The 25435-nt window shown below is 58.1% G+C and carries 20 protein-coding genes; 11 read left to right on the top strand and 9 right to left on the bottom strand.

Annotated elements, in window-relative coordinates:
* Positions 1–49 precede the first annotated feature (49 nt).
* The gene (locus N655_RS0108295) at positions 50–739 is read left to right on the top strand and encodes a bestrophin-like domain (RefSeq protein WP_238324597.1); all 690 of its coding nucleotides are present in this window, start codon (positions 50–52) and stop codon (positions 737–739) included.
* A 42-nt stretch (positions 740–781) separates the two neighbouring features.
* On the opposite strand, the gene N655_RS0108300 is transcribed toward N655_RS0108295, so the two are convergent.
* Positions 782–1339: a plasmid mobilization protein gene (locus N655_RS0108300; RefSeq protein ID WP_026442606.1), complete on the bottom strand. Its 558-nt coding sequence runs from the start codon at positions 1337–1339 to the stop codon at positions 782–784.
* 136 nt (positions 1340–1475) lie between these two features.
* Positions 1476–2750 carry an adenosylhomocysteinase gene (ahcY, locus tag N655_RS0108305; protein WP_026442607.1) on the bottom strand — a complete coding sequence of 425 codons (1275 nt, stop codon included), beginning with the start codon at positions 2748–2750 and terminating at the stop codon, positions 1476–1478.
* Between the two features lie 26 nt (positions 2751–2776).
* Between ahcY and N655_RS0108310 the strand changes: the two genes are divergently transcribed.
* Positions 2777–3019, top strand: coding sequence for a hypothetical protein (locus tag N655_RS0108310; protein ID WP_026442608.1), 243 nt, complete (start codon positions 2777–2779; stop codon positions 3017–3019).
* 60 nt (positions 3020–3079) lie between these two features.
* On the opposite strand, the gene ada is transcribed toward N655_RS0108310, so the two are convergent.
* Entirely contained in the window at positions 3080–4219 is a 1140-nt protein-coding gene (gene ada / locus N655_RS0108315; protein WP_238324599.1) for a bifunctional DNA-binding transcriptional regulator/O6-methylguanine-DNA methyltransferase Ada, read from the bottom strand.
* A 166-nt stretch (positions 4220–4385) separates the two neighbouring features.
* The gene (gene metK / locus N655_RS0108320; protein ID WP_026442610.1) at positions 4386–5558 is read right to left on the bottom strand and encodes a methionine adenosyltransferase; all 1173 of its coding nucleotides are present in this window, start codon (positions 5556–5558) and stop codon (positions 4386–4388) included.
* Between the two features lie 308 nt (positions 5559–5866).
* On the opposite strand from metK, the gene thiL reads away from it, so the two are divergent.
* The 3 genes from thiL to N655_RS0108340 all read left to right on the top strand — a co-directional run bounded on the left by thiL (position 5867) and on the right by N655_RS0108340 (position 11466).
* Positions 5867–6892: a thiamine-phosphate kinase gene (gene thiL, locus N655_RS0108325; RefSeq protein WP_238324601.1), complete on the top strand. Its 1026-nt coding sequence runs from the start codon at positions 5867–5869 to the stop codon at positions 6890–6892.
* 81 nt (positions 6893–6973) lie between these two features.
* Positions 6974–10516: a TonB-dependent receptor gene (locus N655_RS0108330; protein WP_081823643.1), complete on the top strand. Its 3543-nt coding sequence runs from the start codon at positions 6974–6976 to the stop codon at positions 10514–10516.
* Between the two features lie 416 nt (positions 10517–10932).
* Positions 10933–11466 carry a hypothetical protein gene (locus tag N655_RS0108340; protein WP_026442613.1) on the top strand — a complete coding sequence of 178 codons (534 nt, stop codon included), beginning with the start codon at positions 10933–10935 and terminating at the stop codon, positions 11464–11466.
* A 75-nt stretch (positions 11467–11541) separates the two neighbouring features.
* On the opposite strand, the gene N655_RS0108345 is transcribed toward N655_RS0108340, so the two are convergent.
* The gene (locus N655_RS0108345; RefSeq protein ID WP_026442614.1) at positions 11542–12705 is read right to left on the bottom strand and encodes an acyl-CoA dehydrogenase; all 1164 of its coding nucleotides are present in this window, start codon (positions 12703–12705) and stop codon (positions 11542–11544) included.
* Between the two features lie 71 nt (positions 12706–12776).
* On the opposite strand from N655_RS0108345, the gene N655_RS0108350 reads away from it, so the two are divergent.
* The 3 genes from N655_RS0108350 (at position 12777) to N655_RS0108365 (ending at position 16268) form a co-directional block, all read left to right on the top strand.
* Positions 12777–13577, top strand: a complete 801-nt coding sequence (locus tag N655_RS0108350) for a DNA-formamidopyrimidine glycosylase (RefSeq protein ID WP_026442615.1) — start codon at positions 12777–12779, stop codon at positions 13575–13577.
* A gap of 711 nt (positions 13578–14288) precedes the next feature.
* Entirely contained in the window at positions 14289–15122 is an 834-nt protein-coding gene (locus N655_RS20280) for a response regulator (protein WP_049961342.1), read from the top strand.
* Between the two features lie 159 nt (positions 15123–15281).
* A complete protein-coding gene (locus tag N655_RS0108365) occupies positions 15282–16268 on the top strand; it encodes a substrate-binding domain-containing protein (protein WP_026442617.1) in 987 nt (328 codons plus the stop codon).
* A gap of 73 nt (positions 16269–16341) precedes the next feature.
* Here the strand turns inward: N655_RS0108365 and N655_RS0108370 are convergent, their stop codons facing one another.
* The 3 genes from N655_RS0108370 to N655_RS19825 form a co-directional block, all read right to left on the bottom strand.
* The gene (locus N655_RS0108370; RefSeq protein WP_044934265.1) at positions 16342–20127 is read right to left on the bottom strand and encodes a TonB-dependent receptor; all 3786 of its coding nucleotides are present in this window, start codon (positions 20125–20127) and stop codon (positions 16342–16344) included.
* Positions 20128–20273: 146 nt separating this feature from the next.
* Entirely contained in the window at positions 20274–21119 is an 846-nt protein-coding gene (locus N655_RS0108375) for a hypothetical protein (RefSeq protein ID WP_155987549.1), read from the bottom strand.
* A 99-nt stretch (positions 21120–21218) separates the two neighbouring features.
* Complete coding sequence (locus tag N655_RS19825; protein WP_155987550.1) at positions 21219–21818, bottom strand: hypothetical protein; 600 nt, start codon at positions 21816–21818, stop codon at positions 21219–21221.
* 239 nt (positions 21819–22057) lie between these two features.
* On the opposite strand from N655_RS19825, the gene N655_RS18060 reads away from it, so the two are divergent.
* The 3 genes from N655_RS18060 to N655_RS0108395 are packed head-to-tail and all read left to right on the top strand — an operon-like array spanning position 22058 to position 23921.
* Positions 22058–22270, top strand: a complete 213-nt coding sequence (locus tag N655_RS18060) for a hypothetical protein (protein ID WP_044934268.1) — start codon at positions 22058–22060, stop codon at positions 22268–22270.
* A 7-nt stretch (positions 22271–22277) separates the two neighbouring features.
* Positions 22278–23078: a septal ring lytic transglycosylase RlpA family protein gene (locus N655_RS18065; protein ID WP_044934271.1), complete on the top strand. Its 801-nt coding sequence runs from the start codon at positions 22278–22280 to the stop codon at positions 23076–23078.
* A 60-nt stretch (positions 23079–23138) separates the two neighbouring features.
* Positions 23139–23921, top strand: a complete 783-nt coding sequence (locus tag N655_RS0108395; RefSeq protein ID WP_026442621.1) for an enoyl-CoA hydratase-related protein — start codon at positions 23139–23141, stop codon at positions 23919–23921.
* A gap of 51 nt (positions 23922–23972) precedes the next feature.
* On the opposite strand, the gene dnaA is transcribed toward N655_RS0108395, so the two are convergent.
* Positions 23973–25391, bottom strand: a complete 1419-nt coding sequence (gene dnaA / locus N655_RS0108400) for a chromosomal replication initiator protein DnaA (protein WP_026442622.1) — start codon at positions 25389–25391, stop codon at positions 23973–23975.
* Positions 25392–25435 lie beyond the last annotated feature (44 nt).

The following is a 25435-nucleotide window of genomic DNA, read 5'->3' on the forward strand; positions in this document are numbered from 1 at the left end:
GTTTTCTGTTTTCGCAGTTTCGTTGGCTTCTCTTTGGCTCGCAGTACAGATGGGCAGTTTTATCGCCAACAGATTTCGCCCCATAAAGGACGATGAGAGGAGCGATCTCGACTTAGTCATCAGCGCAAGCCTCACATTGCTCGCTCTCATCATCGGCTTCACCTTTTCCATGGCTGTGAGCCGATATGACCAGCGCAAGAATTACGAGGAAGAAGAAGCGAACGCCATCGGTACCGAGTATCTTCGTGCCGATCTGCTGCCTCCTGCGGGGGCCGAAAGGGTCCGCGGGCTGCTCTTGCAGTATCTTGACCAGCGACTTTTGTTCTATACAGTGCGCGATGCTTCCAGGCTGAAGGGAATCGACACGGAGACGGCAAGACTTCAGGCTGCCATGTGGTCCGCCGTCCAGAGCGCCGCGGGAGCACAGCCTACCCCACCGGTGGCACTGGCTGTTATGGGAATGAATGATGTACTCAACCGGCAGGGATATACGCAGGCCGCCTGGTGGAATCGCATTCCGTTAGCAGCTTGGGTCCTGATGTTCACGCTTGCAGTTTGCTGTTGTCTGCTGATCGGTTATGGCGCACACCGCAGAGGAAATCTCTTCTTCATGGTCCTCCCGTTTCTCGTGGCGATGGCCTTCTTTCTCATTGCTGACATTGACAGTCCACGCTATGGCGTCATCCGCGTGGCACCGCAAAATCTGATGAGTCTGTCACAGTCCTTGCAGGCGCACTAACCAGGCCTGCTTTCCGGCCCCCTGCCTGCAGGTCCCATCTGCCTAGGCGCGCAAGGACAGTGCTGCCGTGTTTCTACCAAAGATGCGCCGCAGCCAATGCGACAGTCCCGACAGGGCAAGGACAGATTGCTGCGCGCGGAGCTGCTGGTTTTCCGCGATCAGCTCCTGCACCTGCTCACGCAGATCATCCACCTCCAGGATGCAGTGGCGCAGATAGGTCGAGGCTGAAAGCCCTGCATCCGCTGCGCGAAGCCTTAGCAGCTTTTGTTCTGCATCGGTCATGCGTACCGAAAGTGTTGTGGTCCGTGGTACCAGCGCAGCGGGCTTCTTTCCCGCAGGCACAATGGCCGCACTTTCTGCCAGTACTTGTTTGAATGGAGCAGTCTTCTGCTTTACTGGCGCAGATTTCTTTGGCGATGTGCAGCGTCTTTTGGGGGCCGAAGCCTTCGGCTCCTTCGCAGAAGCGGTCCGGGGACGGCGGGCCTCTTCATAGGAAAGTTCACGGACCTCTGAGGTCTCCGGCTGCGCCTGTGCCGCAGTCCAGGCCTGAAAGCGGCTGACAATGGTGCTGATGTCTTCTACTGCCGATTGGGTGCTCATGGGGCGAGTGTAAGGCTGGAGAAGCGAGGAAACAGAGTGATTTGCAGCTAAAGTAAGTCCCCCTGTTCCATTTTGGAACAGGGGGATGCGATTCCGGGAACATTGGAAAGCAGTGGGGCCTCCAGCACAAGCGAATCTATGTGCCTTCTGACCAGCTCGCCAGATACTCCTCTTGCTCTGGAGTCAGCCGGTCAATGCCGATGCCCATCGCGTCCAGCTTCAGGCGGGCAACGCGCTTGTCCAGCTCCTGCGGGACTGCATAGACTTTCTTTTCCAGGCTGGCATGGTTCTTTACCAGATACTCGGCCGAGAGGGCCTGGTTGGCAAAGCTCATGTCCATCACGGAAGCCGGATGGCCTTCCGCCGAAGCAAGATTAATCAGGCGGCCTTCGCCCAGCAGATAAATCTTGCGCCCGTCGCGCAGTGCGTATTCATCCACAAAGTCGCGGGTGGCGCGCTTGGAGGAGGCAATGCGCTCCAGTGCAGGGATGTCAATTTCAACATTGAAGTGACCAGAGTTGGCGACAATCGCACCATTCTTCATCACCTCAAAGTGTTCCTGGCGGATGACGCTCTTGTTGCCCGTGACGGTGACAAAGACATCGCCCTGCTTTGCCGCCTCCATCATCGTCATCACGCGGAAGCCGTCCATCACGGCCTCCAGGGCCTTGGTCGGGTCTACTTCCGTCACAATGACCTCGGCGCCCATGCCGCGTGCGCGCATGGCCAGACCGCGTCCACACCAGCCATATCCGGCAACGACGAACTTGGCCCCGGCCAGCAGCACGTTTGTACAGCGGATGACACCGTCAATGGTGGACTGGCCCGTGCCATAGCGGTTGTCAAACATATGCTTGGTCAGCGCATCGTTGACGGCAATCACGGGATAGCGCAGCACGCCATCTTTGGACATGGCGCGCAGGCGGATCACGCCCGTCGTCGTCTCTTCGGTGCCGGCGATCACGCCTTCCAGAGCATCCTGGCGCTTGGTGTGTAACAAATGCACAAGGTCACACCCGTCATCCATGGTGAGGTGCGGTTTGTGGTCAATCGCGGCAAGGATGTGGGAATAGTAGCTGTCGTTGTCCTCGCCCTTGATGGCGTAGGTCTGAATATTGAAGTCGCGCGCCAGGGATGCCGCGACATCATCCTGTGTCGAAAGCGGATTCGAGGCGCAGAGGGCTACGTCAGCGCCGCCATCGCGCAGTGTAATCATCAGGTTCGCGGTCTCGGTCGTCACGTGGAGGCAGGCCGCAATGCGGATTCCTTTGAGCGGCTGGTTCTTAATGAATTCCTTGCGGATGGTCTGCAGAACGGGCATGGATTGGTTGGCCCATTCGATGCGCTTGCGTCCCTGGTCTGCCAGGTCTAGGTTTTTTACATGGTGCTGTGTTGCGATGGTTGTTGCCATAGATTCTCCAAGGCCTGTGAATGACGATGTCTAGAAGGCCGCTTGAGTACACCTATGAGGATATCATCGGAGGTGAGCGGTCGATTGCCCTAAATCCTGGGCAATCCGACCCGCAGGATGAGAAAGTGGTCTCAAAACAGCTCCAACTGACTCCCCGGCAGATGACGCGGATCTCCCGCGCGCTGGCCGATCCACACCGCTATGAAATTCTGAAGAAAATTGCAGAAAAGCAATGGGAAGGCGTTCGGGTCGCTGGCGGCGCGCGCTGAAGGACAAGCGGCATTCTCTGCTGGGGACTGCCCTTCTGCGAAGCGTAGTGGAGTGGCCTCTCAGCGGGAAGACCGCTCCAGTTCGAGCAGCGTTTTCTTCCGCTCCAGCCCCCATCGGTACCCGGTAAGGGTACCATCGCTCCCAATCACACGATGGCAGGGGACGACCACTGCGACGGGATTGGCAGCACAGGCGCGTGCCACCGCCCGTATGGCCCTCGGCTGGCCAATCTCTTGTGCAATCTGTGAGTAGGTGCGGGTTTCCCCGCGAGGGATGCGTCGGAGGGCCTCCCACACACGGCGCTGGAACGCGGTGGCGCGAACATCCAGCGGCAGTTCCAGCGCTACAGGATGTTCGGTCATCTGTGCCAGGATTTTCTGTACCGTTACGCCCAGACCCTCCGTGTCCCGTTGAAGCGTCGCCAGAGGAAAGCGCGAGGCCAGCTCATCTTCAAGCTCACTCGCAAGGGAGCCAAATGCGATGGCACACAGGCCCAGTTCAGTTGCCGCTACCAGCATCTTTCCCAGGGGAGAATCAACAATGGTGTAGTGGATCGTGATGTCCCTGCCGCCTTTACGGTATTCCGTCGGGGTCATGCCAAGGTGCGCCTCGGCTGATTCATAAAGACGGCTGCTGGACGCAAAGCCCGCCTCGTAAAGGGCCGTGGTCACGCTGTCCCGCCCCAGGAGTCTTTGGCGGAAGCGCTCCATCCGCCGCGCCTGCTGATACTGGCGGGGTGAGATGCCGAGGTACTTCCGGAAGAGCCGCTGCGAGTGAAAAGCGCTCAACCCTAGAATGCTGCCGAGTTTTTTAAGCTGAATGGTGCAGTCCAGGTTCTCTTCGATGTAATCGCAGGCCATCGTCAATATGCGGATCTCGGGACGCTGCTGGTTCGGCAGGCACCGCTTGCAGGCGCGGTATCCGGCGCACTCGGCCAGCTCGCAGGTGGCGAAGAATTCCACTGAGGCCCGTGAGGGCCTGCGGCTCGGGCAGGAAGGACGGCAATAAATCCCCGTGCTCCGCACCGCATAAACAAAGAGCATATCGGCAGAAGCTTGTCGCGATTCCACCATCTGCCATGCCTGCTCCCAAACCTGAATGCCGCCCATCGTACCCTCGCTTTCGTTCAGGTTTTGATCTTCGCGCACAGGAATCAGTACGTCACTCCGAATTTTGCGGTCAAACTTTTGATTTGTCACTTCAGATGCCGGGCTTGATACGGTCCTCTGCGCTGAGGGGGGCAGCCAGCGCTGCATCCCGAAAAGGAGAAAACCTGAACAAAAAGGCAGACCCTGAGGTCTGCCTTTGATCTTTCGGTGTGTCTGCCCTTTCACAGAGCGAAAGTGCAGAACGACCGGCCCATCCCTACTTGACCGCTTCCACCTTCAACCCGGCCTGTTCGCGCAGAGCTTCGGCCTTGTCGGTGGCTTCCCAGGTAAAGTCCTTTTCGTTGCGGCCAAAGTGGCCATAAGCTGCGGTCTTCTGGTAAATGGGACGGCGCAGGTTCAGGCTCTCAATGATGCCCTTGGGGGTCAAAGAGAAGTTGGCGCGGACCAGCTCTTCGAGCTTTCTTGCCTCGATTTTGCCCGTGCCAAATGTCTCTACCAGAACGCTGACCGGCTCGGCCACGCCGATGGCATAGGCAAGCTGTACCTCGCAGCGGTCGGCCAGGCCTGCGGCCACGATGTTCTTGGCAATATAGCGGGCCATGTAAGCGGCAGAGCGGTCCACCTTTGTCGGGTCCTTTCCGCTGAAGGCGCCGCCGCCGTGACGCCCCATTCCTCCGTAAGTATCAACAATGATCTTGCGTCCGGTGAGGCCGGAATCGCCCATCGGTCCGCCAATGACAAAGCGTCCAGTGGGATTGATATGGTATTTGGTATTTTCATCCAGAAGGCCCGCCGGCAGCACGGCCTGGATGACGTTCTTCAGGATGTCAGCACGCAGTTCTTCGTTCGTGACCGTCTCCGCGTGCTGGGTGGAGATTACGACTGCGTCAATGCGGGTCGGTTTGCCTTCGGCGTTGTACTCCACCGTGACCTGGCTCTTGCCATCCGGGCGCAGATAAGGCAGCTTGCCGCTTTTGCGTACGGCACTCAACTGGCGGGTGAGCTTATGCGCCCAGGAGATGGGGGCAGGCATCAGCTCGTCGGTCTCGTTGGTGGCATAACCAAACATCATGCCCTGGTCGCCAGCGCCGCCCGTGTCCACGCCCATGGCGATGTCGCCCGACTGCTTATTGATCGAAGAGATGACCGCACAGGTGTTCGAATCAAAGCCATAAAGGGCATTGTCATAACCGATGGCTGCGACCACGCCGCGCACCAGCGTCTGGAAATCGACATAGGCCCGGGTCGTAATTTCGCCCGCAATGACAACAAGACCGGTTGCAGTAAGAGTCTCGCAGGCCACGCGGCTGTAGGGGTCCTGTTCCAGACATGCATCAAGAATGGCATCAGAAATCTGGTCGGCAATTTTGTCTGGATGGCCTTCGGTTACGGATTCTGAGGTGAATAAAAACCTGTCGCGTGCGGACAATCGAGTTTCTCCCTTAAAGTGCGATGGGGCCGCCGCCCGCAAAGCACAAAGCAGGCAATTGGCACCTTTATGATGGTACAAGACCCGAAGCGGGGAGGGCAAAGCATCCCAGTCAATGGGGTGCGGGCGCTGCTCAGCGGGAAGATTCGGTACTAAACGGCAATCTACCCGGAGTTTGGGTCCGCGGAAGGCCTCGCGCCTGTCTTGAGAGACGGGGCACGGATGAAAAGGCGGCGACCGTGGGCCGCGGCTTCCTCGTCTGAATGGAGCGCAGTATTCTTATCATCGTGCGCGGAAAAAGCAAACCGTTGCCTGTTACCGGCGAGCAGGCATTCATCGCCTCGGTCCGCAGGCGCGCGGGCGGCTCAGGCCATGTGCGCACCGGCATCGGGGACGACTGCGCGGTTCTCCGCGCCCCTCAGGGCAGCGAAATTCTGGTGACGACGGATTTTTCTTTGGAGCAGGTGCACTTCCGCCGCGACTGGCACCCTCCAGAATCAGCCGGGCACCGTTGCCTGGCCCGTGGGCTGAGCGATCTGGCTGCCATGGGGGCCAGGCCGCTGGCGGCCTTTCTTTCGCTGGCCCTTCCGCCGGAATGCACCGGTGCCTGGGCCCGCCGATTTCTAAATGGGCTGCTCTCACTGGCCCGGCGGCACAAGGTCCCTCTGGCTGGCGGCGATACGGCGCAATCGCCCACGGGCCGCCCGGAAGGGCTGGTCCTGGCCGATATTGTTCTGATTGGGGCGGCCCCTCAGGGGGCGGCGCTGTTGCGCTCCGGGGCCCGGGCCGGAGACATTCTTTACCTGACCGGGGCGCTGGGCGGAGCTGCGGCCGAGCTGCTGGCCCTGGGCCGCGCACCCGAGGCTTTTCAGAGGCAGACCCGTGCCGTCGCCGGGCATCCGCACCTGTATCCTATGCCGCGCCTGGGCATCGGGGCAGCATTGCTGGCCGGGAAAATGGCCACCGCGGCCATCGATGTGAGCGACGGTCTTTCCACAGACCTCGCGCACCTTTGTGACGAGTCCGGCCTGGCCGCCGAGATTCACGAATCCGCACTGCCCATCCACCCGCTGGCCCGTAAGGCCGAGGCCGATGGGTGGGTGCCCTCGGCCCTGCATCTGGCCCTGAATGGCGGCGAAGACTACGAATTGCTCTTTACCGCTCCTCCCGAAAAAAAAATCCCCTCACGTCTCGCCGGAGTTTCCATTCATGCCATCGGTGCGATGACCCGGCGTGACCGGGGGAAACCGCGCATCACCCTCACTCGGCCGGATGGAAAGCGCATGCAGGTGCGCGCCTCCGGATGGGAACACTTCGTTACAAGTCGCAGGTAGATTGAATTTTTAGTAAATATCTAAGTAAGCAACTTTCCCGAAGATGCTGCATCCTTTTCTTGAGGAGGCAGTATCTTTTTTATGGAACAGCAGGTAGTATGCTCTGCTGTGCGCAGGGAGTGTTCTCTGCGCCCAGCTCCATTGTCCTATCTCATTGTCCTTGTTGGATTAATTCTTTTCTTCTTCCCTCTCCGTCAGACGCAGGCACAGGCCGTCTATGGTTCCGTTTTTGGAACCGTGACGGACAGCACCGGGGCCGTTGTCCCGAATGCAACTGTGACGGTGACAGATGTTAGCAAAGGCACCTCCCAGCAGGTGCAAACCAATGCAAGTGGTAACTATACAGTAACCCATCTGATTCCTGATACCTATAAGATCACAGTGGCCGCATCCGGTTTTGCGCAGGCTGAAGCTGACGGGATTGCAGTCGCTGCGGACACCTCACCGCAGGTCAATCTGACGCTCCAGCCAGCCGGGGCCGCGCAGACGGTCACGGTCACGACCGAGGCGCCGCCGCTCAAGACCGACCGCGCCGATGTGGCCCAGGTGCTGGACAGCCGCCAGATCCAGGACCTTCCAAATCTGGACCGCAACTTCAGCCAGTTCACCCTTTTGACCCCCGGTGTACAGAGGGCCAGCTTCAATATTGCTCCCACTGAAAACCCGCAGGGAACCGTGGCCACTGAGAGCAATGGCAGCAACTATGGTACTGTGGGCTGGCTGCTGGATGGCACAGACAATCGCGAGCCGGTGTTGGGACTGATTGTGATTAATCCCACGCTGGACTCGATCAGCGAGATGAAGGTCACCTCACAGGACTATCCGGCAGAATTTGGCGGGGCTGTCGGTGGTATCGTAACGGCGCAGACGCGCTCCGGCAGCAACACGTTGCATGGCGATGTCTTCGAGTTCCGCCGCAGCGATGCGCAGGAGGCCCGAGACCCCTTTACACAGTACCAGCGTGATCCGGTAACGGGGCGCTTCATTCCAAGCTCGCTGTATAACCAGTTTGGCGGCTCGCTGGGCGGTCCTGTCCTCAAGGACAAGGCCTTTTTCTTCCTGGACTATCAGGGCGTGCGGCAGCGCGTAGGAACTTCGGTTCAGCAGAACGTGCCCAGCATGACGGTGCGCAATACCTGCCTGACCGGCACGGGGACCTGCGACCTGAGCGAGTACGCGAGACAGATCTATGACCCGAACACCGGGCAGACCTATGCTGCCAATGCAGTCCCCGCCTCGGCCATTTCTCCGCAGGCCATCAACCTGCTCAAGCAGCTGCCTGCTCCGCAGAGCTCGGGCATTGTGAATAACTATGTGGCTTCAGGGAACGGCAGCAACAATGGCGACCAGGCGGACCTCCGGCTGGACCATCAGGTGACCGCCAATCTGCACGCCTTTGGACGCTATGATTATGCCAACTACCGACTCTTTGGTGCGCCCGTCTTTGGTTTGGCTGGCGGCACGGGATTCGGAATTGGAAATACTACCGGCAATGACCAGGTGCAGAACCAGAGCGTGGCCGCAGGCTTTGACTGGGCCATTCACCCCAACTTGCTGACCGACTTCCGCTTCGGTTTTCTTGACTACCATGTCTCCCAGAACAAGTACGACGTGGGGACGACTCCGGCCACAGCGGCCGGCATTCCGAATCTGAACACCGGCGCGGCGGACACCTCCGGCTCACCCTCCTATGACTTTCTGGACGGCACCCTTTCCAACTTTGGTACGCAGGGCTGCAATTGCCCGCTGCTGGAAAGCGAGCAGGTCTTCCAGTTGGTCAATAACTGGACAAAGATTGTAGGCAACCACTCCTTCCGTTTCGGTGGGGACATCCGTTACGCCTTCAACCTGCGTAACGCCAGCGACTACAACCGATCCGGACAACTGACCTTCAGCCAGCAGTCTACGGTGGTGACGGACGCCTCAGGAAATGTCGTGCCGGGTTCAGGCTCTGACCTGGCCTCGCTGCTATTGGGGGACGTAGGTCAGTTCCAGCGATTTGACGTCTACAGCAACACAGCAGCCAACCGGCAGAAGCGTGGCGCTTTTTATGCGCAGGATGACTGGCGTATCCGGCCCAACTTTACGCTGAATTATGGCGTCCGCTGGGACATTGTCTTTCCGGAGACCGTCAATCGCCCGGGCATGGGCGGATTCACGGACATGAGCACCGGCAATATCCGCGTGGCCGGATTCGGCCCCTATGGCACCAACGCCAACGAGAATGTAGACCTCACCAACCTGGGCGGCCATCTGGGTTTCGCCTGGCAGGCCAAGCCGGGGACCGTCTTCCGCGGTGCTGTAGCGCAGGTCTATGACGATGTTGGCTTCTTCGGCACCATCTTCGGCAGCGTGCTCACACACAACATCCCCGTCGTAAACGTGGAGAACAATAATCAGGCTTCCACCATCCACGGGGTGGCTTATACGCTGACCTCTATTCCGGCCAAGCCGGCGCCGTTTGTCATTCCTTCCAATGGATTGATTCCGATTCCAGCCAACGTCAGTCCGCAGGTACGGCCGAATACGCTGGTTCTGCCCAAGGTGGACCAATGGAACCTGAGCCTCCAGCAACAGATCACCAACAACATGACCCTGACCCTGGCCTATGTAGGCAATGTGGCCGAGCGCATCTACCCGGGTGAGACGTACGGTTTCAACATGAATGAACCGGTACTGCCCACTACCCCGGCACAGCTTGCTGACCGCGATGCGCGGCGGCCCTACTACAACCGCTTCACCAATACGTACCTTGGCCAGACGGTCCTCTGCTGCAGCCAGGACATTACCTCGGTCGCGCCTTCCGCACGCGCAAATTACAACTCGCTGCAAACGACCCTGGAGAAGCGTTTCTCCAGCGGAGTGCAATTTGTGGCGAACTACACCTGGTCCAAAGCCATGAACTATGGCTCGACTTACTTCGCCCAGAATCCCCGGGTGGAGTATGGTCCTACAGACACCAACCGCAATCACGTCTTTGTTCTGAGCGGACTCTATGAGCTGCCCTTTGGCAAAAACAAGCCATGGCTGAACACCAGCAACCGTTGGATCAATTACGCTGTGGGTGGCTGGCAGCTTGCCGGTACGACCACCTGGGAGAGCGGCCTTCCCTTTACTCCGACATATGCCGAGTGCGCCCAGGACCAGGACATCGACACGAACTTCAGCACCCCTGGAGCATCAAGCGACTGTCGTCCGGATAAGGTTCCGGGAGGCTCCATTGCCATGCAGGTAGGCTCCCTGAATCCGGCAACACACAGTCGCAGCTACTTTTCTCCCGTGGCTGCGCTCACGTCCGCTGGTGCCTCTTCCGGACCCTTTGTGCGCCCGGCTTTTGGCACCATCGGCAATATCGGAAGAAATTCCTTCCGTGGGCCGAATGACTACTTTGCCGATGCCTCACTGTTCAAGAACTTCGATATTACGGAGCGCGTGAAGGGGCAGTTCCAGTTCCAGGCATTTAACGTCTTTAACCATGTTCCGCTTGGCTTGCCGAGCGCGTCCGATGCGCGCTGCATTGACTGCTCGGCCGGTGGCGTCATCACCAGTGTGGACGGCGCCATCTATGGCAGTGGGCAACCATACATGCGCCAGTTGCAGTTCGGGGCGCGTGTGCAGTTCTAAGCAGCTTCCTTCCCGCCATGCAGCCTTTCCTGCGTGGCGGGATTTTCTTTGATTCCTCTTTTCGGGCCAGGGACGCCCGGTCTTTAGCCGCTGCATCTGTATCTTGGCCCCGGGGCCTTTCTATCTATCGACGACTCCGAGGAACGTTGTGACCATGTCGCTGGAAGTTTCGCATGGAAGGCAGGATGTCGTCTGAAGAAATGACTTATAAGTTTAGATATAGATCTATGATATTTCCCGCGATATCTTTTCAAGAAAACTTTACTTCTTTGCTGGGCATTCCTGCCGCAACCACAGACAAACAAAACTCCATCTAACTCTCTGCAAGTTAGCGAAAATATCTCCATTTCTTCGGAAAACAGGGAAGGTGACTTATGAAAATCCTGGCATCCGTTCTTCTAAGTATACTTCCATGCATGGCGGCCGCGCAGGCTGCGCCTCAGGCGCAGAGTAAATATACCGGGAGTATCTCCTATACCGGGATTTATACATATCAAAACTTCAATCACGATAGTATTTATGGGGCAACCTCCCAGAACCTGGCCGGTTGGGGCATTACTCCGGAGATCAATTTCACCAGGCATTTTGGCTTTCAGGGGGACTTTGTTACCTCGTACTCGACCGATTCCATTCCTAGCCTGACGCAGTTCACCGTGGCTGCGGGTCCACGCTATACGATGAATCCTTACTGGAAAGGCACGCCGTTTTTCTTTGGCGAAGCAGGCGAGACCCGTATCTCTTACGGCAATTTTGGCGGCAATCATCATCCTGCTGTTGACTGGGAGCCGACGGCATCGGCTGGCATTGGATTTGACGTGAACCTGACGCCGCGCTTCGGACTACAGTTCGTTCCTGCTGAGTGGATGGGGCAGCGTCTGGACTATAACGGCGAATGGCAGAACAACTTCATGGCGCGTTTCGGCTTTGTCTTCAATTTCCGCAGACCATAATTCCCGATTCCAATATTTTTTATTTTTTATCGAGACGCGCTTTGGCTTGGGCCTGTCGTCCGGGGTGGGGTTGCCTTATGTTTTCAGCCCGCCCAGGACCTGCCTGGCAATGGTGGCCAGCTGCATGTTGGAAGTGCCCTCATAGATCTTGCCAATCTTTGCGTCCCGGTAGAACTTTTCCACTGGATAGTCTTTGACAAATCCGTAGCCGCCATAAATCTCAACCGCCTGGCTGGCGACGCGCTCCGCAACCTGGGAAGCATAATACTTGGCCATGGCGGCTTCCCGGACAAAGCTCTGCTTGGCATCCTTAAGTCGTGCTGCGTTGTAAACAAGCAGGCGGGCCGCTTCAATCTCCGTTGCCATCTCTGCCAGCGCAAACTGCACTGCCTGAAACTCCGCAATCGGCCTTCCAAACTGTTTCCGCTCCAGCGCATATTTTGCCGCACAGTTCCATGCACCCTCTGCCAGTCCAAGCATCTGCGCGCCAATGCCGATCCGGCCCTCATTGAGCGTTTCAATGGCGATCTTGTATCCCTTGCCCGGCTCGCCAAGCACATTCTGGACGGGCACGCGGCAGTCCTCAAGCACCAGCTCGCAGGTAGAGGAAGCGCGGATGCCCAGTTTGTCTTCTTTTTTCCCGACAGAAAAGCCAGGCGTGTCCTTCTCGACCAGAAAGGCCGTAATCCCCTTGTATCCGGCAGCAGGATCCAGAGTCGCAAAGAGGATGAAGATCCCCGCCTCCCGAGCGTTCGTGATCCAGAGTTTTTGCCCGTTCAGTACATAGTGTTCCCCACGTCGTTCCGCACGCATCTTCAGGGCAAACGCATCGGAGCCTGAGCCGGCCTCAGAGAGTGCATAGGCCCCTACGGTCTCAGTAGCCAGTCGCGGCAGGTAGGTTTTCTGTTGTTCAAGGGTGCCCCAGTGCAGAAGCGCATTCACGCAGAGGGTGTTCTGCACATCCACCAGCACGCCAACCGCCGGGTCCACGGAAGAGATTTCTTCTACGGCCAGGACGGCCTCAAAAAAAGTGCCGCCGCTGCCGCCATACTCTGCGGGCACCTCAATGCCCATCAGCCCCAGGCTGAAAAGTTGTGGCAGTAGCTCCGGGGCCAGATGCTGCTCTTCATCCATTTGGCGCACCAGCGGACCAATGGTCTGCCGCGCAAACTCGCGCACTGTGGAGCGAAAGAGCTCTTCGTCTTCATTGAGTTGCGTCAGTGGAACAGCTTCAGACATAGGAAACGATTGAGTGTAGCAGAAACCCTCGCCCGCTGCCGCCTCCCTGAGAAAATGGAGACAGAGGTCCTATGCCGGAACTTCCCGAAGTCGAAACGGTCGCCCGCGGTGTGCATGAGCGTGTGCGCGGGAATGTAATTGAGTCGGCCTGGTTCAGTTCCATGCCGGAACCATTCAAGACCAAACCGGCCGCTATGGTCCGCTTGCTGACGGGGAAGAAGATTGATCGCGTATATCGTGTCGGCAAGCACATCGTTTTCGACCTGTCGCAGCAGACGCAATGGATCGTGCATCTGGGCATGACCGGACGTTTGCTGGTCTGCGACCCCGTCGCCGCCATTCCAAAACACACACACGCCATTTTGCGGCTCAGCTCCGGCCGTGAGTTGCGGTTCGTGGATGCACGTCGCTTCGGACGGCTGGAAGCCCGGAAGAATGACCCCTTTACCGGTCCCGGCAGGGAACCTCTTACCATTTCCCCCGAGGACTTCGCCGCCCTCTTCCGCGGGCGAAAGACCAGCATCAAAGCTGCGCTTCTGGACCAGAAGCTGCTGCATGGCGTAGGCAATATCTATGCGGATGAGGGCCTCTTCCGCGCCGGAATCCGTCCCACACGACGCGCTGGGCGTCTGGGCCGCGAGCAGCTGTTCCGGCTGCATGGCGCACTGCAGTCTGTGCTTAGGGAGGCCATCCGTCTGGGAGGATCTTCGGTGTCAGACTATGTGGATGCCGAGGGAGTCAAAGGCTTCTTCCAGCTTGAGCATAAGGTCTATCTCCGGGGCGGCAGGCCCTGTCTGGTCTGCGGTACTGAGATTCGTAGGACGCTCCTGGCCGGTCGCGGGACCCATTATTGCCCCACCTGCCAAAGATAGACTTATGAATTTATGAAACGAAACTGAAGGTCATCTTCCATAAAATGGAGATCTTTGTCCGCACTTGGGGCGCAAGTGCTTGATTCTGTTCAGAACGCATTCCGGCATAAAAATTGCTTATACAAGTAATGCCAGCGACGTATAGCAAGAAAGAGATTCTCCGGCTGGCGAGAGTCGGAGCCAATGGAAGCTGTCGGCCCGAGCCGGAGTTGTCACCCGCCGCCCCACGCGGACGGGCTTTCAGGGAGGCCAGTGATTGGCCATCATAAAGAAAGGGCCGTAAGGAAGCGGCCCTTTCTTTTTTCCCATTGGTGGCATCCGGGCACTTGCCAGTTTCATCTATAATGGGTAGTATTGTCTTTGCCTATCGAGCGGCTGATGCCGGAAATGTTCCGGAAAGTTCGCCGCGTTTCTCGACAGTCAACATTTCAAAGTGGCGCGTATCATCGGAATGGCGTTTCTCTAACCGCCCTGAAGGTGAAACACCCAAGGTACAGCGATACCGAGTTGAAAGACAGTATTACGAACTCCGCGAAACAATTCATGACCGGCCCGGGATTCTCTTTGCCTTTGCAAAGCAGACGGCCGCATTCATGGACGCGAAGGGATTGAACCATTTGCATTCCCGGCATCTCCAATAAACGAAAGCAGCAGCGGCTTTCCGCCGGAAACACGCTGTAAATGAATGTCAACGCACCAGGAAGTGCAAGCATGACAACAGAACAGAACCAGCCCCAGGCGCAGCCCTCCGCGGAGGACGCGCAGGGGCAGCAGCACCGTCGCCGGCGCCGCAGGCGCAAAGGCGGAAAAGGGCCATCGAATCCCCAGGCGAATGGCCAGCAAAACCAGCAACAGCAGGGACAAAACCCGAAGTTTGCCGGAAAAAAACGCTTCTTCCAAAAGAACAACAACAGCAACGGCAACGGCAGCGGACAGGGCGGCGGACGCCGTCGGAACAAACAGCGCAGGCAGCAGGCCTTTGTCGGTCCGATGGACCACAGCTACCGCGCTGTCAACGGCAATCTTGCGGACGGGCCGCCTTCCACGATTGAATTTCGCAATGGAAATGGGAACGGCTTCCATCCAGCGGCCGATCCGGGCGTAATGCCGGAGCCTCCGGCCGCTTCCGTGCGGGAAGATGCGCCCACACGCATCTTCTGTTTCATCGAAGACCTGTTCTTCCTGGCCAAAATTCAGGAGACAGCGCGCAAGTTGGGCGTCAAGGTCGGCTTTGTCAAGGCGGAAAAAGACATTGTTTCCCGTCTGGCTGATGTGGCCGAAGAAGAGAGGCCCTCGCTGATTGTCTTTGATCTGAATAACGCCAATGCCAAGCCGCTGACGTTGATTCCCAAGCTGCGGACCAAGCTCAAGCGCGGGACCTCGATCATCGGCTTTCTCTCGCATTTGCAGGGCGACCTCAAGATGAAGGCGCAGGAGGCCGGCTGCGACATGGTGATGCCGCGCTCGGCCTTCTCGCAGAATCTGCCGAACCTGCTGCGCCGCCACGGCCTACAGGAAGAGGAGATGGACGCGCTCGAAGCTTAGAAAACCCGGTTTTTCCTTGAGATACAGGGGCCAAAGGCAGCCAGGCGGGAGTAAAATGCTTGCGCATCTCGCGTGGCGGCCTGTTTTGGCCCCAGATCAGATCTTCTTGCAGGGACCGGACAGGTCACACCGCGCAACTTCCCACATTGCGAGGTCCCTATGCATACGGTCCAGAAAGCGCTTCTGCTTCCACTGACCTTCGCACTGCTTTCCGGGTGCCAGCGCCATTCCACTTCAGAGAAGTTTTACCTGGTCTCCAACAATCTGAGACTCACCTACTGGCAGACCGCCGCATCTGGGTTCAACCGGGCAGCGGCGCAATACCACGTGAAGGCCTTTGTTGTGGGACCAGACAACTACGATCCGCAGGCGGAGCTTACGGCATTGCAGAACGCCATTGCTGCCCGGCCCGCCGGGATCCTCATCTCAGTTGCCGATGCGGCCAGTTTTACGCCTGCGATCAACTCTGCAATGGATGCGGGCATTCCCGTCATCACGATGGATTCCGATGCTCCGCACAGCCACAGGTTGTTTTTTATCGGGACGAACAATCTGGAAGCAGGACATCTGGGCGGTCAGCGTGTCGTAGACAAACTTCCCGGAGGAAAGGGCAATGTGGTCTTTTTCACCATGCCCGGCCAGCCCAATCTGGACGAGCGCTTCAAGGGCTATCAGGACATCTTTAGCGAGCATCCGGGAATCCGCACCGTGGAGGTAGTGGACATCAAGGGACAGCCCACAGCGGCCTTCGACAAGACCCAGCAATATCTCGCAAAGACTGGGGCCGACCGCATCGACGCATTCATCTGTCTGGAAGCCTCGGCGGGCAGGGAAGTCGGCGCCGTCCTTGCAGACCACAAAGTCACCGACCGCTTGGTGGTGGCCATGGACGTCGACCCGGACACCCTGGGCCTGATCCGGAGCGGAGTCATTGACGCCACAGTGGCGCAGAAGCCTTACACCATGGGGTATTTTGGGCTGAAGGCGCTGGACCAGATCTACCATGACGGCCCGAAGAGCTTCCGCAGCGATTACAGCGTCGATGTGTTTTCGCCTTTTCCTGTGTTTGTGGATACCGGCACGGCCGTTGTAGACAAGGTAAATGTCGATCTGTACGCAGACTCATTGGCACAGGCAAACAGGTAAGGGCGGCGTTGCCCCATACGGAGTGCCGTCCCTTCCCGACCTGGATCCTGACTGGGTGCTGCTGCAGGGCAGCTTAAAAGTCATAGCGCAGTGAGAACTGCTGCTTTCTGGACTGCACCAGGGTGGAGCTGTAGATGCCGAATCCAGCGCCGCTGGTGACCTGGATGTTCAGCCCGCCCAGGCTGCTGACAGCACTGGTATCAAAGCGGGCAGAGTTGGTTACGTTGAAGACCTCCCAGGCAAAATGCAGGGACTGTTCGTGGACCGTCTTCCAGGTCTTGGCCAGGCTGGCGTCCGGCTCAAAGTAGCCATCGCCGCGGAAGGCATTGCGGCTGCCTTCTTCGCCGGGATAGGGATATCTGAGAGGAAAGCCCGTGGCGATCCCATTGTTCAGGGAATTGGGATCAGCGAAGACCTCCGGCAGACCATTCAGCAGGTGCTTATGGATCTTAATGGGGCCGGTGACCACGGCGAAAGACGGCTGCTGATAGTTCGTTGCGTAGCTGAGTGGAGGAAGAATGCTGAACGGCAGCCCGCTGGACAGGCGAAGAATGCCAGAGAGCGTCCAGCCGCCAATCACAGCATCTGCCGCGCGATTGACGCCAGAGCCAAATGGTTTGCCCTGGCCGAATGGCAACGGATAAATGAAATTGCCCGTCAGCAGATGGCGGACATCAAAATCAGAGACCGCCCGGATGCCCTTCGGGTTAAAACTGTTCGTAATGTAGCTGAAGCTGCCACCGGCGGTTGTAAACTCACTCGAACGTTCTGTGTCAGACCCCATGTCAATGGATTTGGCCAGGGCATAACTGAAGTCGAACGTCAGCCCCGAGCTGCTGACCCGGCGCAAGGTCAACTGCATCGCGTGGTAGTCGCTATTCCCAATGGACGACCAGGCGTATAAGGAAGAAAACTGGCGCTGATAGAAGCGGGTGGTAATGTTGCCCTGTGCGTCTTCATACGGGCCGCAGCCCAGTCCTCCCGCGCCCTGGTTGGGATCGCAGAAGGCATCGAGGACGGCCAAAGCATAGGAATCGTTTCCGACCGCGGCATTGCCCTGATAGACATTTGTGTAAATGTTTTGAGTGGCGCTCATTCCATTGGTCGCCAGCCAGGGAAACATGTCTTCCCAGTAAGGGATGGCGGCAACATTGGTCTGACCGGCATAAGTGGCCTGGGCCAGCAGTTTTCCTGCCTGAAAATAATCCATTCCTGACTTCGGGTCCACCAGGTCAAGCGGTTCGGCCAGATCAAGCTGCTGCAGCAGGTGGCGTCCAAAGGTGCCTACGTAGTTGGCTTCCAGAGAAAGTCCATGCGAGAGCTCTCTCTGGATGGAGAAGTCCGCCGTGACCGTATACGGGGTCTTGATTTTATTGTCCACACCCCAGGTGATGGCAAGGCCAGTGTTGACGTTGTTGGGGGGTGTGTAAGGGTATTGAATGACGGATGGGATATTCACACCCTGTAGCGGTGGAATCGAGGTCAGACTGGTGAACCGGGGCGCATTATCAATGCCGTACTGGCCGGCAGGATTGGTGATCTGGGTCTGTAATCCGAAGGAACCAAACTGCGCGAAGGTGTCCACAATGCCCTGTCCGAAGTGGTCAAAGAACATGCCTCCGCCGAACCGGATCGAAGTCTTATTGTCCGGCGCAATCACAAAGGACGCGCGCGGAGCAATGTTCTTGTAGGACATGCTCCAGTACGAAGCCTTGCCATTGGCTTTGCCTGAAGGCGCAAAGGCCAGATCGGGCTGGTCTGTAACGCCACGGAGCATCTGGGTGTAGCGGTTGACAAACCATTGGTGTGTGTCAATCGTGGGCTGTATCTGTTGTCCGTGGACTTCATACGGAGGTTGGAGAAATACCTGCCGGATCCCGAACGTGAAGGTCACATTCGGCTGGAGCTTCCACTGGTCCTGAATGTAATACTCAAGTTCGTTGGAGTGGTAGGTAAGGCTGATGGGCACTCCTTCGGCGATGGTTGTGCCGCTCTGGCCGCCTCTTGCAACGCTGAAGTTGTATTGGCCCTGAATGAAGGGGATCAGTCCAGTGAGCAGTCCAATCTCTTCGTTGTAAGTGGTTTGGTCTCCGGTATCCACGGCAGGATATCCGAAGGCCGCCGGATCGAGGCTGCTGCCGCTACCGGCAATCGAGCCGCCGCCGCTGAGCCATTGAATGTTCAGGCTGGCAAAGCCATAGGAGTTGCTGTTCGTCTGCGAGTAGTTCGTGATGCCGCGCCAGTTGGCGCCAAAGGACAAGGTATGGTTTCCGTGGGTCCAGCTTGCGTTATCAATGACGTTGTGTACGGGGACATGGATGATTGTGCTGCAGCTTTCCGCTGTGGGTGCTGAGACGGTGCGGAGGGTCTGCACATAGGCCCCGCAGTCCAGCCCTGCATTGCTATAGCCCTGCCGCGTATATCCGTAACGGAGATCATTGACCAGGTTGTTGGTGATGGTCCAGGTGTCGCCTGCCGCCAGCCCCTTGGTATTGTCGCGCAAAGTGTGCGAGGGAGGCTGGCCCGGAAACTGGAGCACATCCAGAGTGGTGTCATCCTGCAGGTTGCCCCGGAAGAACAACTGTTGGCGCGAGGACGGCGCCCAGTCCAGACGAACAATGGTGGTGTTCAGGTTCTGAGGGTTGGGCGAGGAGAAGCTGAAAGACCCCAGGTTGAGGCCGTCCCCCAGGGCCGCTCCGTTGGCGGTCGGATATCCCTGAAGGAGCTGCAGAATATGCGGGTCGTCCCCCGGTCCCCAGGGGCAGGTTCCATTGGCGGAACAATTGGGGTCCATAACGGCGATCTGCGCAGGATTGAGTTTTACGTTGTTTCCATTACTTTGATAGATGATGTAGCCCTCTTTCAGGGTCTGGGTGGGCGTTTCCCGTAGGACCTGCTGGTTCTCGCGGATATGGGAGGCCTCATAGTTTCCAAAAAAGAAGAGCTTCTGCTTGAGGATGGGGCCGCCCAGATCAAAACCATAGGTATTGCGGATGTATTTCCCGGGAGCATTCGGTTCGCCGCTCGCCAGTTCGGCCTGCTTATTGAACCAGTCATTGGCAGCGGTCGCCGTATTGCGATTGTATTCATACACGCCGCCATGGAACTGGTCTGTCCCGCGTTTGGTGATCAGATTGATCTGCGCTCCTGCGGCGCGGCCCTGGTCAGAATTGGCCATGGCCGTGGTGACGCGGAACTCATCCACCGAATCGAGGGTCTCGCGGAGCACTCCAGTAAAGGCATAGCCGAGCTTCTGATCATTATCATCCAGTCCATCCATGGTAATGTTGCCCTGGTCCGAGCGCACCCCATTGACTGCGCCGGTGCGGCTGTCATTGCTGACATCGACCTGATGCCCCAGATAGAGCACACCGGGCTGAAGACTGAGCAGGTCTGGCACATTGCGATCAATCATGGGCAGTGACTGGATGACCTGATTGTTGACCGCATTGCCAAGGCTCGCATCCGAGGTGTTGAGCGTTTCGGTTTCCGCCGATACATTCACCGTCTGTGAAACAGACTGCAAGGTCATCTGAAAATCAATGGTGGCGGGCTTGCTGACCAGAAGGCTGCCGACCTTGCTCTGGTCTCCGAAGCCTGCGGCGCTCACCTTTACCGTCCAGGTGCCAGGGGCCAGTTGCTGGAACTGATATTCGCCATGCGCGTTGGTCGTGGTGCTGAGGGTCTGCCCTGTTGCGTCGCGTGTGATGGTGACTGAAGCGCCGGGCAAGAGTGCGCCACTGGCGTCGGTGACCACCCCGCTGAGGGAGGTTGTTGCCTGCTGCGCTCTGCCGGTCTGGATGAGAAAGAAGAACGCCGTGAATGCCACAAGGGCAAAGGACAAAACCTGCCGCTTCATAACGCCTCCGAAGAAGAGCCCAGTTTGGGTGGACCATTAACTGCGAAATTACTGGCCCCTTTTTTCTTTGCACGGCAGTATGCGCCTGAATGGCAGGAGAATCAACAGCAAAATAAATCGTTTCAAAATTTTATGCGGTGGAACACTTATTGACCCTGGCCCTCTTCTTTAGCTACCTGGTTAATAATCTTTTGGACAAAGACCACGCGGATATTCACGTGGCGCGCCAGGTCGGGGACAAATTCGGTGATGAAGTTCCCGATGGGGTCCGTGGCCAGCGCAACGCCGTAGCGCGACGAGGCGGCGGCCCATCCCGTTTCGCGGTAGGGCACGTAGGCATCGCTGATGGCCTCTTCAATCGCGCCTCCCACCACGGTCGCATAGTTGAACATCCCCTGCCCGGTGTCGCTCTGCGTCCAGACAATCTGATAGATACAGTGCGCGATGCGTCGTTTATAAGAGGCATTTGGCATACGGTGGTAGTGCGGGTCCTGGTGTGCGATCGAGGGGATCAGAAAGGTGCCGAAAAACTCATTGGTCATGTCCTGGGTAAAGGAAACTCCGCTCAGTTTCGCCCAACCCTTGATACCCGGCCCGTAGGCCGAATGCGAATCTGAGGCCACGGAGATGGCAGAAAGCCCGCCAATGGTCAGCAGGTTAAAAGGATCAATCACGTCTTTCACCGCCAGATGCGCCTTCTCCCGCGGAGTCATGGGTCGCGGCTCGGCTGAATTCAGAAACCTCTGGAAGGGATCAAAGGTGGGACCGCAGCTCATGCCCGGAGTCGCGGCCGGTTTGGACTGCGTCTGCGAGCATTGGGGTTGCTGCCCGGGAAAGGGCGGACGAGGTGAGTCGGCAGATTTGGGCACCTCGGGAGCGTCGGGCGGAAAGCTCTGTCCGCTTCCGGATACGGAAATCATTGTGGAAGATGGGGCGTCCGGCAGCTCTGCCTGGGCAAAAAGAGGGTCTCGCGCCCCGAAAATGAAAGGCACAAGGAAGCAGGCCATCCTGAAGGAAGTAAAGGAGCAAAGGCCGGAATCCTTCCGGCGAAACCACCGCATATCTCTTTGACGTATGGGAAGGCCCCAGGGCTAAGGCTGAGGTCCCCGATGTTTATGGAAGATTTTAGCGCGCACATCGGGCCAGAACTCGGCCCATAAGTTCCCCGCTGCCTCACCCAGCAGTGAGTAGCCCCAGGTCTGGAACACGACCGAAGTGTTGGCGCTCGGTTGTGGGTAGTAGGCACGGGTCAGAGCAGAAGCCATTCCATGGCCGAAGACCACCGAGTTGTTGAATCCGCTGCTGCCGTTGTCGCGCTGCGTAATGAAGACGCGCGAGGCGGCATAGACCGCACGTTGCCTCACACTGCCCTCCTGTTTGCGGAAATAGCGAGGGTCTTCACGCAGGAGCGCGGGCAGCATACCATCGGAAAACGTGCGCATGCTCAGGTCTCGCAGCGCGGCTGCGCCCAGCCGCTGCCCAAAGGCGCCGGAATCGGAGCCGTACTTTGGGTGTCCATCCACGAGCTGCTCCCATCCAGAGGAAAGGAATGTGGAGAACCATCCGCTCGGCCGCAGCTCTTCATGCACCGGAAACAGCAGCTTGTCCTTTGCATACAACGGAGGAATCTTCTCGCCTGGTTCCACGACATCAGACCATTTCTGCGCAGCATTCTCTGCAGGGGCATTCACCAGCGTCTGCTGGGGGAAGGCGGACGCTGCGGAAAAAAACAGCAAAAAAGAACAGGCATGAAGAGATCTCGTCAGATTTGGCATGTCCATCAAGGCAACAACCCATTGGAAGGCAGAATGCTCTAGGAGGATGTATCGCCTTCAGGTAGCGGAAACGGTAACGTCTTTGGCACCTGTGCGGCTGCAACTGGTTGACCCCTGTGCAACACGGCAAGCACACTGGGAAGGAGGTGGCCCCGATGGCAGACAACCCGGGCAAGTTTGAAGAGTTCGGGCGTAAAGTAGATGCGCGCGTCCAGCAGTTAACGCCCCGCCTGGAAGAAGAAGTGAAAAAGATCATTGCATATCTCAATGATGAAGTGGTGCCCAAAGTGAGGCAGGACTCATCGGAAGCCGTGCGTGCGCTGGCCGAACAGCTGCGCCGGCTGGCAGACCATCTGGAACGGAGATAGCCGCTGAATGGACATCACGCAGAAAGGCCCTCTGCTGGTCCTGGCCGCTGGATTGCTCGCGGTTGGTTGCTCACACAAAAAACAGGTTGCAGTCTATACGCCGCCTCCGCCAGCCATCGCCCAGCCATCGCCGGCAGCGACAACTCGGGGCGCATCTTCCGGTACGGCGGCCCCTGCAGCCGGCAGCAGTCTTCCGAACACGGCTTCCATCGCGGAAGCCGCGGACAGCAGCGTGGATGCCGATTTTGTGGCCACTCATAAGCCGATTTATTCCGAAACAGGAATGGCAAGCTGGTATGGTCCGCCATATCACAACCATCGCGGTGCGAATGGTCAGATTTACGATCAGAATGCGCTTTCGGCAGCGCATCGTACCTTGCCCATGGGGTCACTCATCCGTGTGACCAATCTGCAGACCGGCCAGTCGGCCATCATGCGCATTACAGACCGTGGACCCTTTGTCCCCGACCGGTTTCTGGACCTCTCCGTTGCTTCGGCAAAGGCCGTGGGGGTCTGGAGGCCGGGGACTGCGAAAGTCCGCATGGACGTCTACGCAGCGCCCCGACCGATTGAAGATGGTGGCCGCTGGTGCGTACAGATTGGCGCCTTCAGCAAAGAGAAAGACGCGGTGAAGCTTGAAGAGCATCTGGAACGGAAATATCACACCGCAAACGTCATTGAGTTTGCCGGACCCACCGGGCACTGGGTGCGCATCCGTCCGCAGAATGACGACAAAAAACGCGCCATGGAGATTGCAAAGGAACTGAGACCGGAAGAAGGCGAAGCCTACCTCGTACGGCTGGATTAGCGGCCGCATCCGGGCCGGTTTCAGCCAGTGGGTCCAACATGCTAGACTCACACGTTTGCCATGAGCTACGAAAATATTCTTCTTGAAATGCGCGGGGCCGCGGCCCTGATTACGCTAAACCGCCCCAAAGTTCTCAATGCGCTGAACTCTGCCCTGCTGCATGAGCTCGATACAGCGCTGGCCTCTCTGGCCGCCGATCCGCAGGTCCGCGCCATTCTTTTGACAGGTGCTGGCGAAAGGGCCTTTGCCGCCGGTGCAGACATTCAGGAGTTGGCAAAGCTTTCCGCCCTGGAAGGGCAACAGCTTGCGCTGCGCGGCCAGCGCATTCTGGACCGGCTGCAGCATTGCGGCAAGCCGGTGATTGCCTGCGTCAACGGCTTTGCCTTGGGCGGCGGCTGCGAGCTGGCCATGGCTTGCACCTTGCGCATTGCCAGTGAGACAGCGAAATTCGGACAGCCCGAAGTAAAGCTCGGCCTGATTCCCGGATATGGCGGCTCCCAGCGGTTGCCTCGGCTGATTGGCAAGGGTGCGGCCCTGAAGCTGCTGTTGACCGGGGAAATGATTTCTGCTGCTGACGCCCTCCGTCTGGGCCTGGTCGAAGAGGTGGTCGCACCTGGCCAGTTGCTCCTGCGCGGAGAAGAGATCGCGCAGGCCATTGCCGCTGCTGCTCCCGTTGCCGTGGCCCGATGCATGGAAGCGGTCCACACCGGACTGGACCTTCCGTTGCATCAGGCGCTGGAGCTGGAAGCTTCGCTCTTTGGTTTGTGCTGCGGTACCGAAGACAAGGCCGAAGGGACCGGAGCGTTTCTCGAAAAGCGGCCGGCCTTGTGGAAAGGCAGATAGCCGGTCGAGCGGCGGCCCCTGTCCCGTTGTCGAGGGGGGACCTCGGCCCCGCTAGCTGTTCAGCGTTTCCTGCAGTTTATTGATCATCCGGTTCAGGTCTTTATCGGCGCGCCGCTGGTCTTCAATCTTGGCAATCGAATGCATGACCGTGGTGTGGTGCTTGCCGCCAAACTGTCGTCCGATCTCCGGCAGTGAGGCCTCTGTCATGCTTTTGGCCAGATACATGGCGATCTGGCGGGGCACGACGACGGCACGCGAGTTGTTCTTCTGCTTGAGCTCGGCGACCCTCATGCCGAACTGCTCGGCGACGGCGCGCTGGATAGCCTCAATGGTGATCTTGCGTACCTGTGTGTCGATAAACTGCTTGAGGCACTGCTGCGCGGCCGGCAGCGTAATCTCCACACCGCTCATGCTGCACCAGGCAAACAGGCGGGTCAGCGCCCCTTCCAGCTCACGCACATTCGTGCGCACGTTGGAGGCGATGAAGAGAGCAACATCCGTAGGCAGCGCGACATTGTCGCTTTCGGCCTTCTTCTGCAGGATGGCGACCTTGGTTTCCAGGTCTGGTGGTTGAATGTCGGCAATCAGACCCCATTCAAACCGCGAGCGCAGGCGGTCTTCAATCTCGGCCAGCTCCTTGGGCGGACGGTCCGAGGCGATGACGATCTGCTTCATGTTCTCGTGCAGCGTGTTGAATGTGTGGAAGAACTCTTCCTGTGTGCGTTCCTTCTGGGCCAGGAACTGGATGTCGTCAATCAGCAGCAGGTCCACGGAGCGGAACTTGTCGCGGAAGCTCGTCATCCGGTCATAGCGCAGCGAGTTGATCATCTCATTGGTGAATTTTTCACTGGTGACGTAGCAGATGGAGGCCTGCGGGTCGCGCCGCTTGACTTCATGGCCAATGGCATGCATCAGGTGCGTCTTGCCCATTCCTACGCCGCCATAGAGAAACAGCGGATTATAGGCCTTTGAGGGCCGCTCTGCGACGGCCTCGGCTGCGGCGCGCGCAAACTGGTTGCCAGAGCCAATGACAAAGGCGTCAAAGGTATAGCGCGGATTCAACTGTGCCGCCGTGGACCAGTCGAACTTCTTCTGCATCGGTCCGGAGGCGTGCACCCCACGATGGCCCTCCTGGGGCGCAGCAGGGGAGTGCGCAGGCACCGGGGCAAAGCCGCCATCTTCGCGTACACGCACCAGGGCCGGATCTTCCTCCGGCGTCACAAAGACCACCTCGTCGAATTCCATCTGCAGGTTGTCGATGGCTTCCTGGATGAGGTCCCCGTACCGGTCCCCAACGTGATGAAACTCGGGTGTCGGAATTCTTACATAAAGCTTTTTGCCATTGATATGGCTGAAGCGGGTCGGTTTCAGCCAGGTATCAAAAGACTGCCGGTTGATCTTCTTCTCAAGTGCCCCGAGGATCCGCACCCACGGGTTGAGTGTGGCAGGAGCTGTAGCAACAAAAGACATCACACTTCCTTTTGGCACCATCCTGCTGCCGAGAATGATCTGTC

Source organism: Pseudacidobacterium ailaaui (genome assembly GCF_000688455.1).
GTDB lineage: Bacteria > Acidobacteriota > Terriglobia > Terriglobales > Acidobacteriaceae > Pseudacidobacterium > Pseudacidobacterium ailaaui.

What these genes read in the sequence shown, in the direction of transcription:
- N655_RS0108330 (WP_081823643.1), top strand. Translation starts at nt 6,974, where the DNA reads ATGGAACAGCAGGTAGTATGCTCTGCTGTGCGCAGGGAGTGTTCTCTG.
- N655_RS0108295 (WP_238324597.1), top strand. Translation starts at nt 50, where the DNA reads ATGGGCAGTTTTATCGCCAACAGATTTCGCCCCATAAAGGACGATGAG.
- N655_RS0108300 (WP_026442606.1), bottom strand. Translation starts at nt 1,339, where the DNA reads ATGAGCACCCAATCGGCAGTAGAAGACATCAGCACCATTGTCAGCCGC.
- N655_RS18060 (WP_044934268.1), top strand. Translation starts at nt 22,058, where the DNA reads ATGGCAGACAACCCGGGCAAGTTTGAAGAGTTCGGGCGTAAAGTAGAT.
- N655_RS0108345 (WP_026442614.1), bottom strand. Translation starts at nt 12,705, where the DNA reads ATGTCTGAAGCTGTTCCACTGACGCAACTCAATGAAGACGAAGAGCTC.
- N655_RS0108340 (WP_026442613.1), top strand. Translation starts at nt 10,933, where the DNA reads ATGGCGGCCGCGCAGGCTGCGCCTCAGGCGCAGAGTAAATATACCGGG.
- N655_RS20280 (WP_049961342.1), top strand. Translation starts at nt 14,289, where the DNA reads ATGACAACAGAACAGAACCAGCCCCAGGCGCAGCCCTCCGCGGAGGAC.
- N655_RS0108350 (WP_026442615.1), top strand. Translation starts at nt 12,777, where the DNA reads ATGCCGGAACTTCCCGAAGTCGAAACGGTCGCCCGCGGTGTGCATGAG.
- N655_RS0108370 (WP_044934265.1), bottom strand. Translation starts at nt 20,127, where the DNA reads ATGAAGCGGCAGGTTTTGTCCTTTGCCCTTGTGGCATTCACGGCGTTC.
- N655_RS0108310 (WP_026442608.1), top strand. Translation starts at nt 2,777, where the DNA reads ATGTCTAGAAGGCCGCTTGAGTACACCTATGAGGATATCATCGGAGGT.
- ahcY (WP_026442607.1), bottom strand. Translation starts at nt 2,750, where the DNA reads ATGGCAACAACCATCGCAACACAGCACCATGTAAAAAACCTAGACCTG.
- N655_RS0108395 (WP_026442621.1), top strand. Translation starts at nt 23,139, where the DNA reads ATGAGCTACGAAAATATTCTTCTTGAAATGCGCGGGGCCGCGGCCCTG.
- dnaA (WP_026442622.1), bottom strand. Translation starts at nt 25,391, where the DNA reads ATGTCTTTTGTTGCTACAGCTCCTGCCACACTCAACCCGTGGGTGCGG.
- N655_RS0108365 (WP_026442617.1), top strand. Translation starts at nt 15,282, where the DNA reads ATGCATACGGTCCAGAAAGCGCTTCTGCTTCCACTGACCTTCGCACTG.
- N655_RS18065 (WP_044934271.1), top strand. Translation starts at nt 22,278, where the DNA reads ATGGACATCACGCAGAAAGGCCCTCTGCTGGTCCTGGCCGCTGGATTG.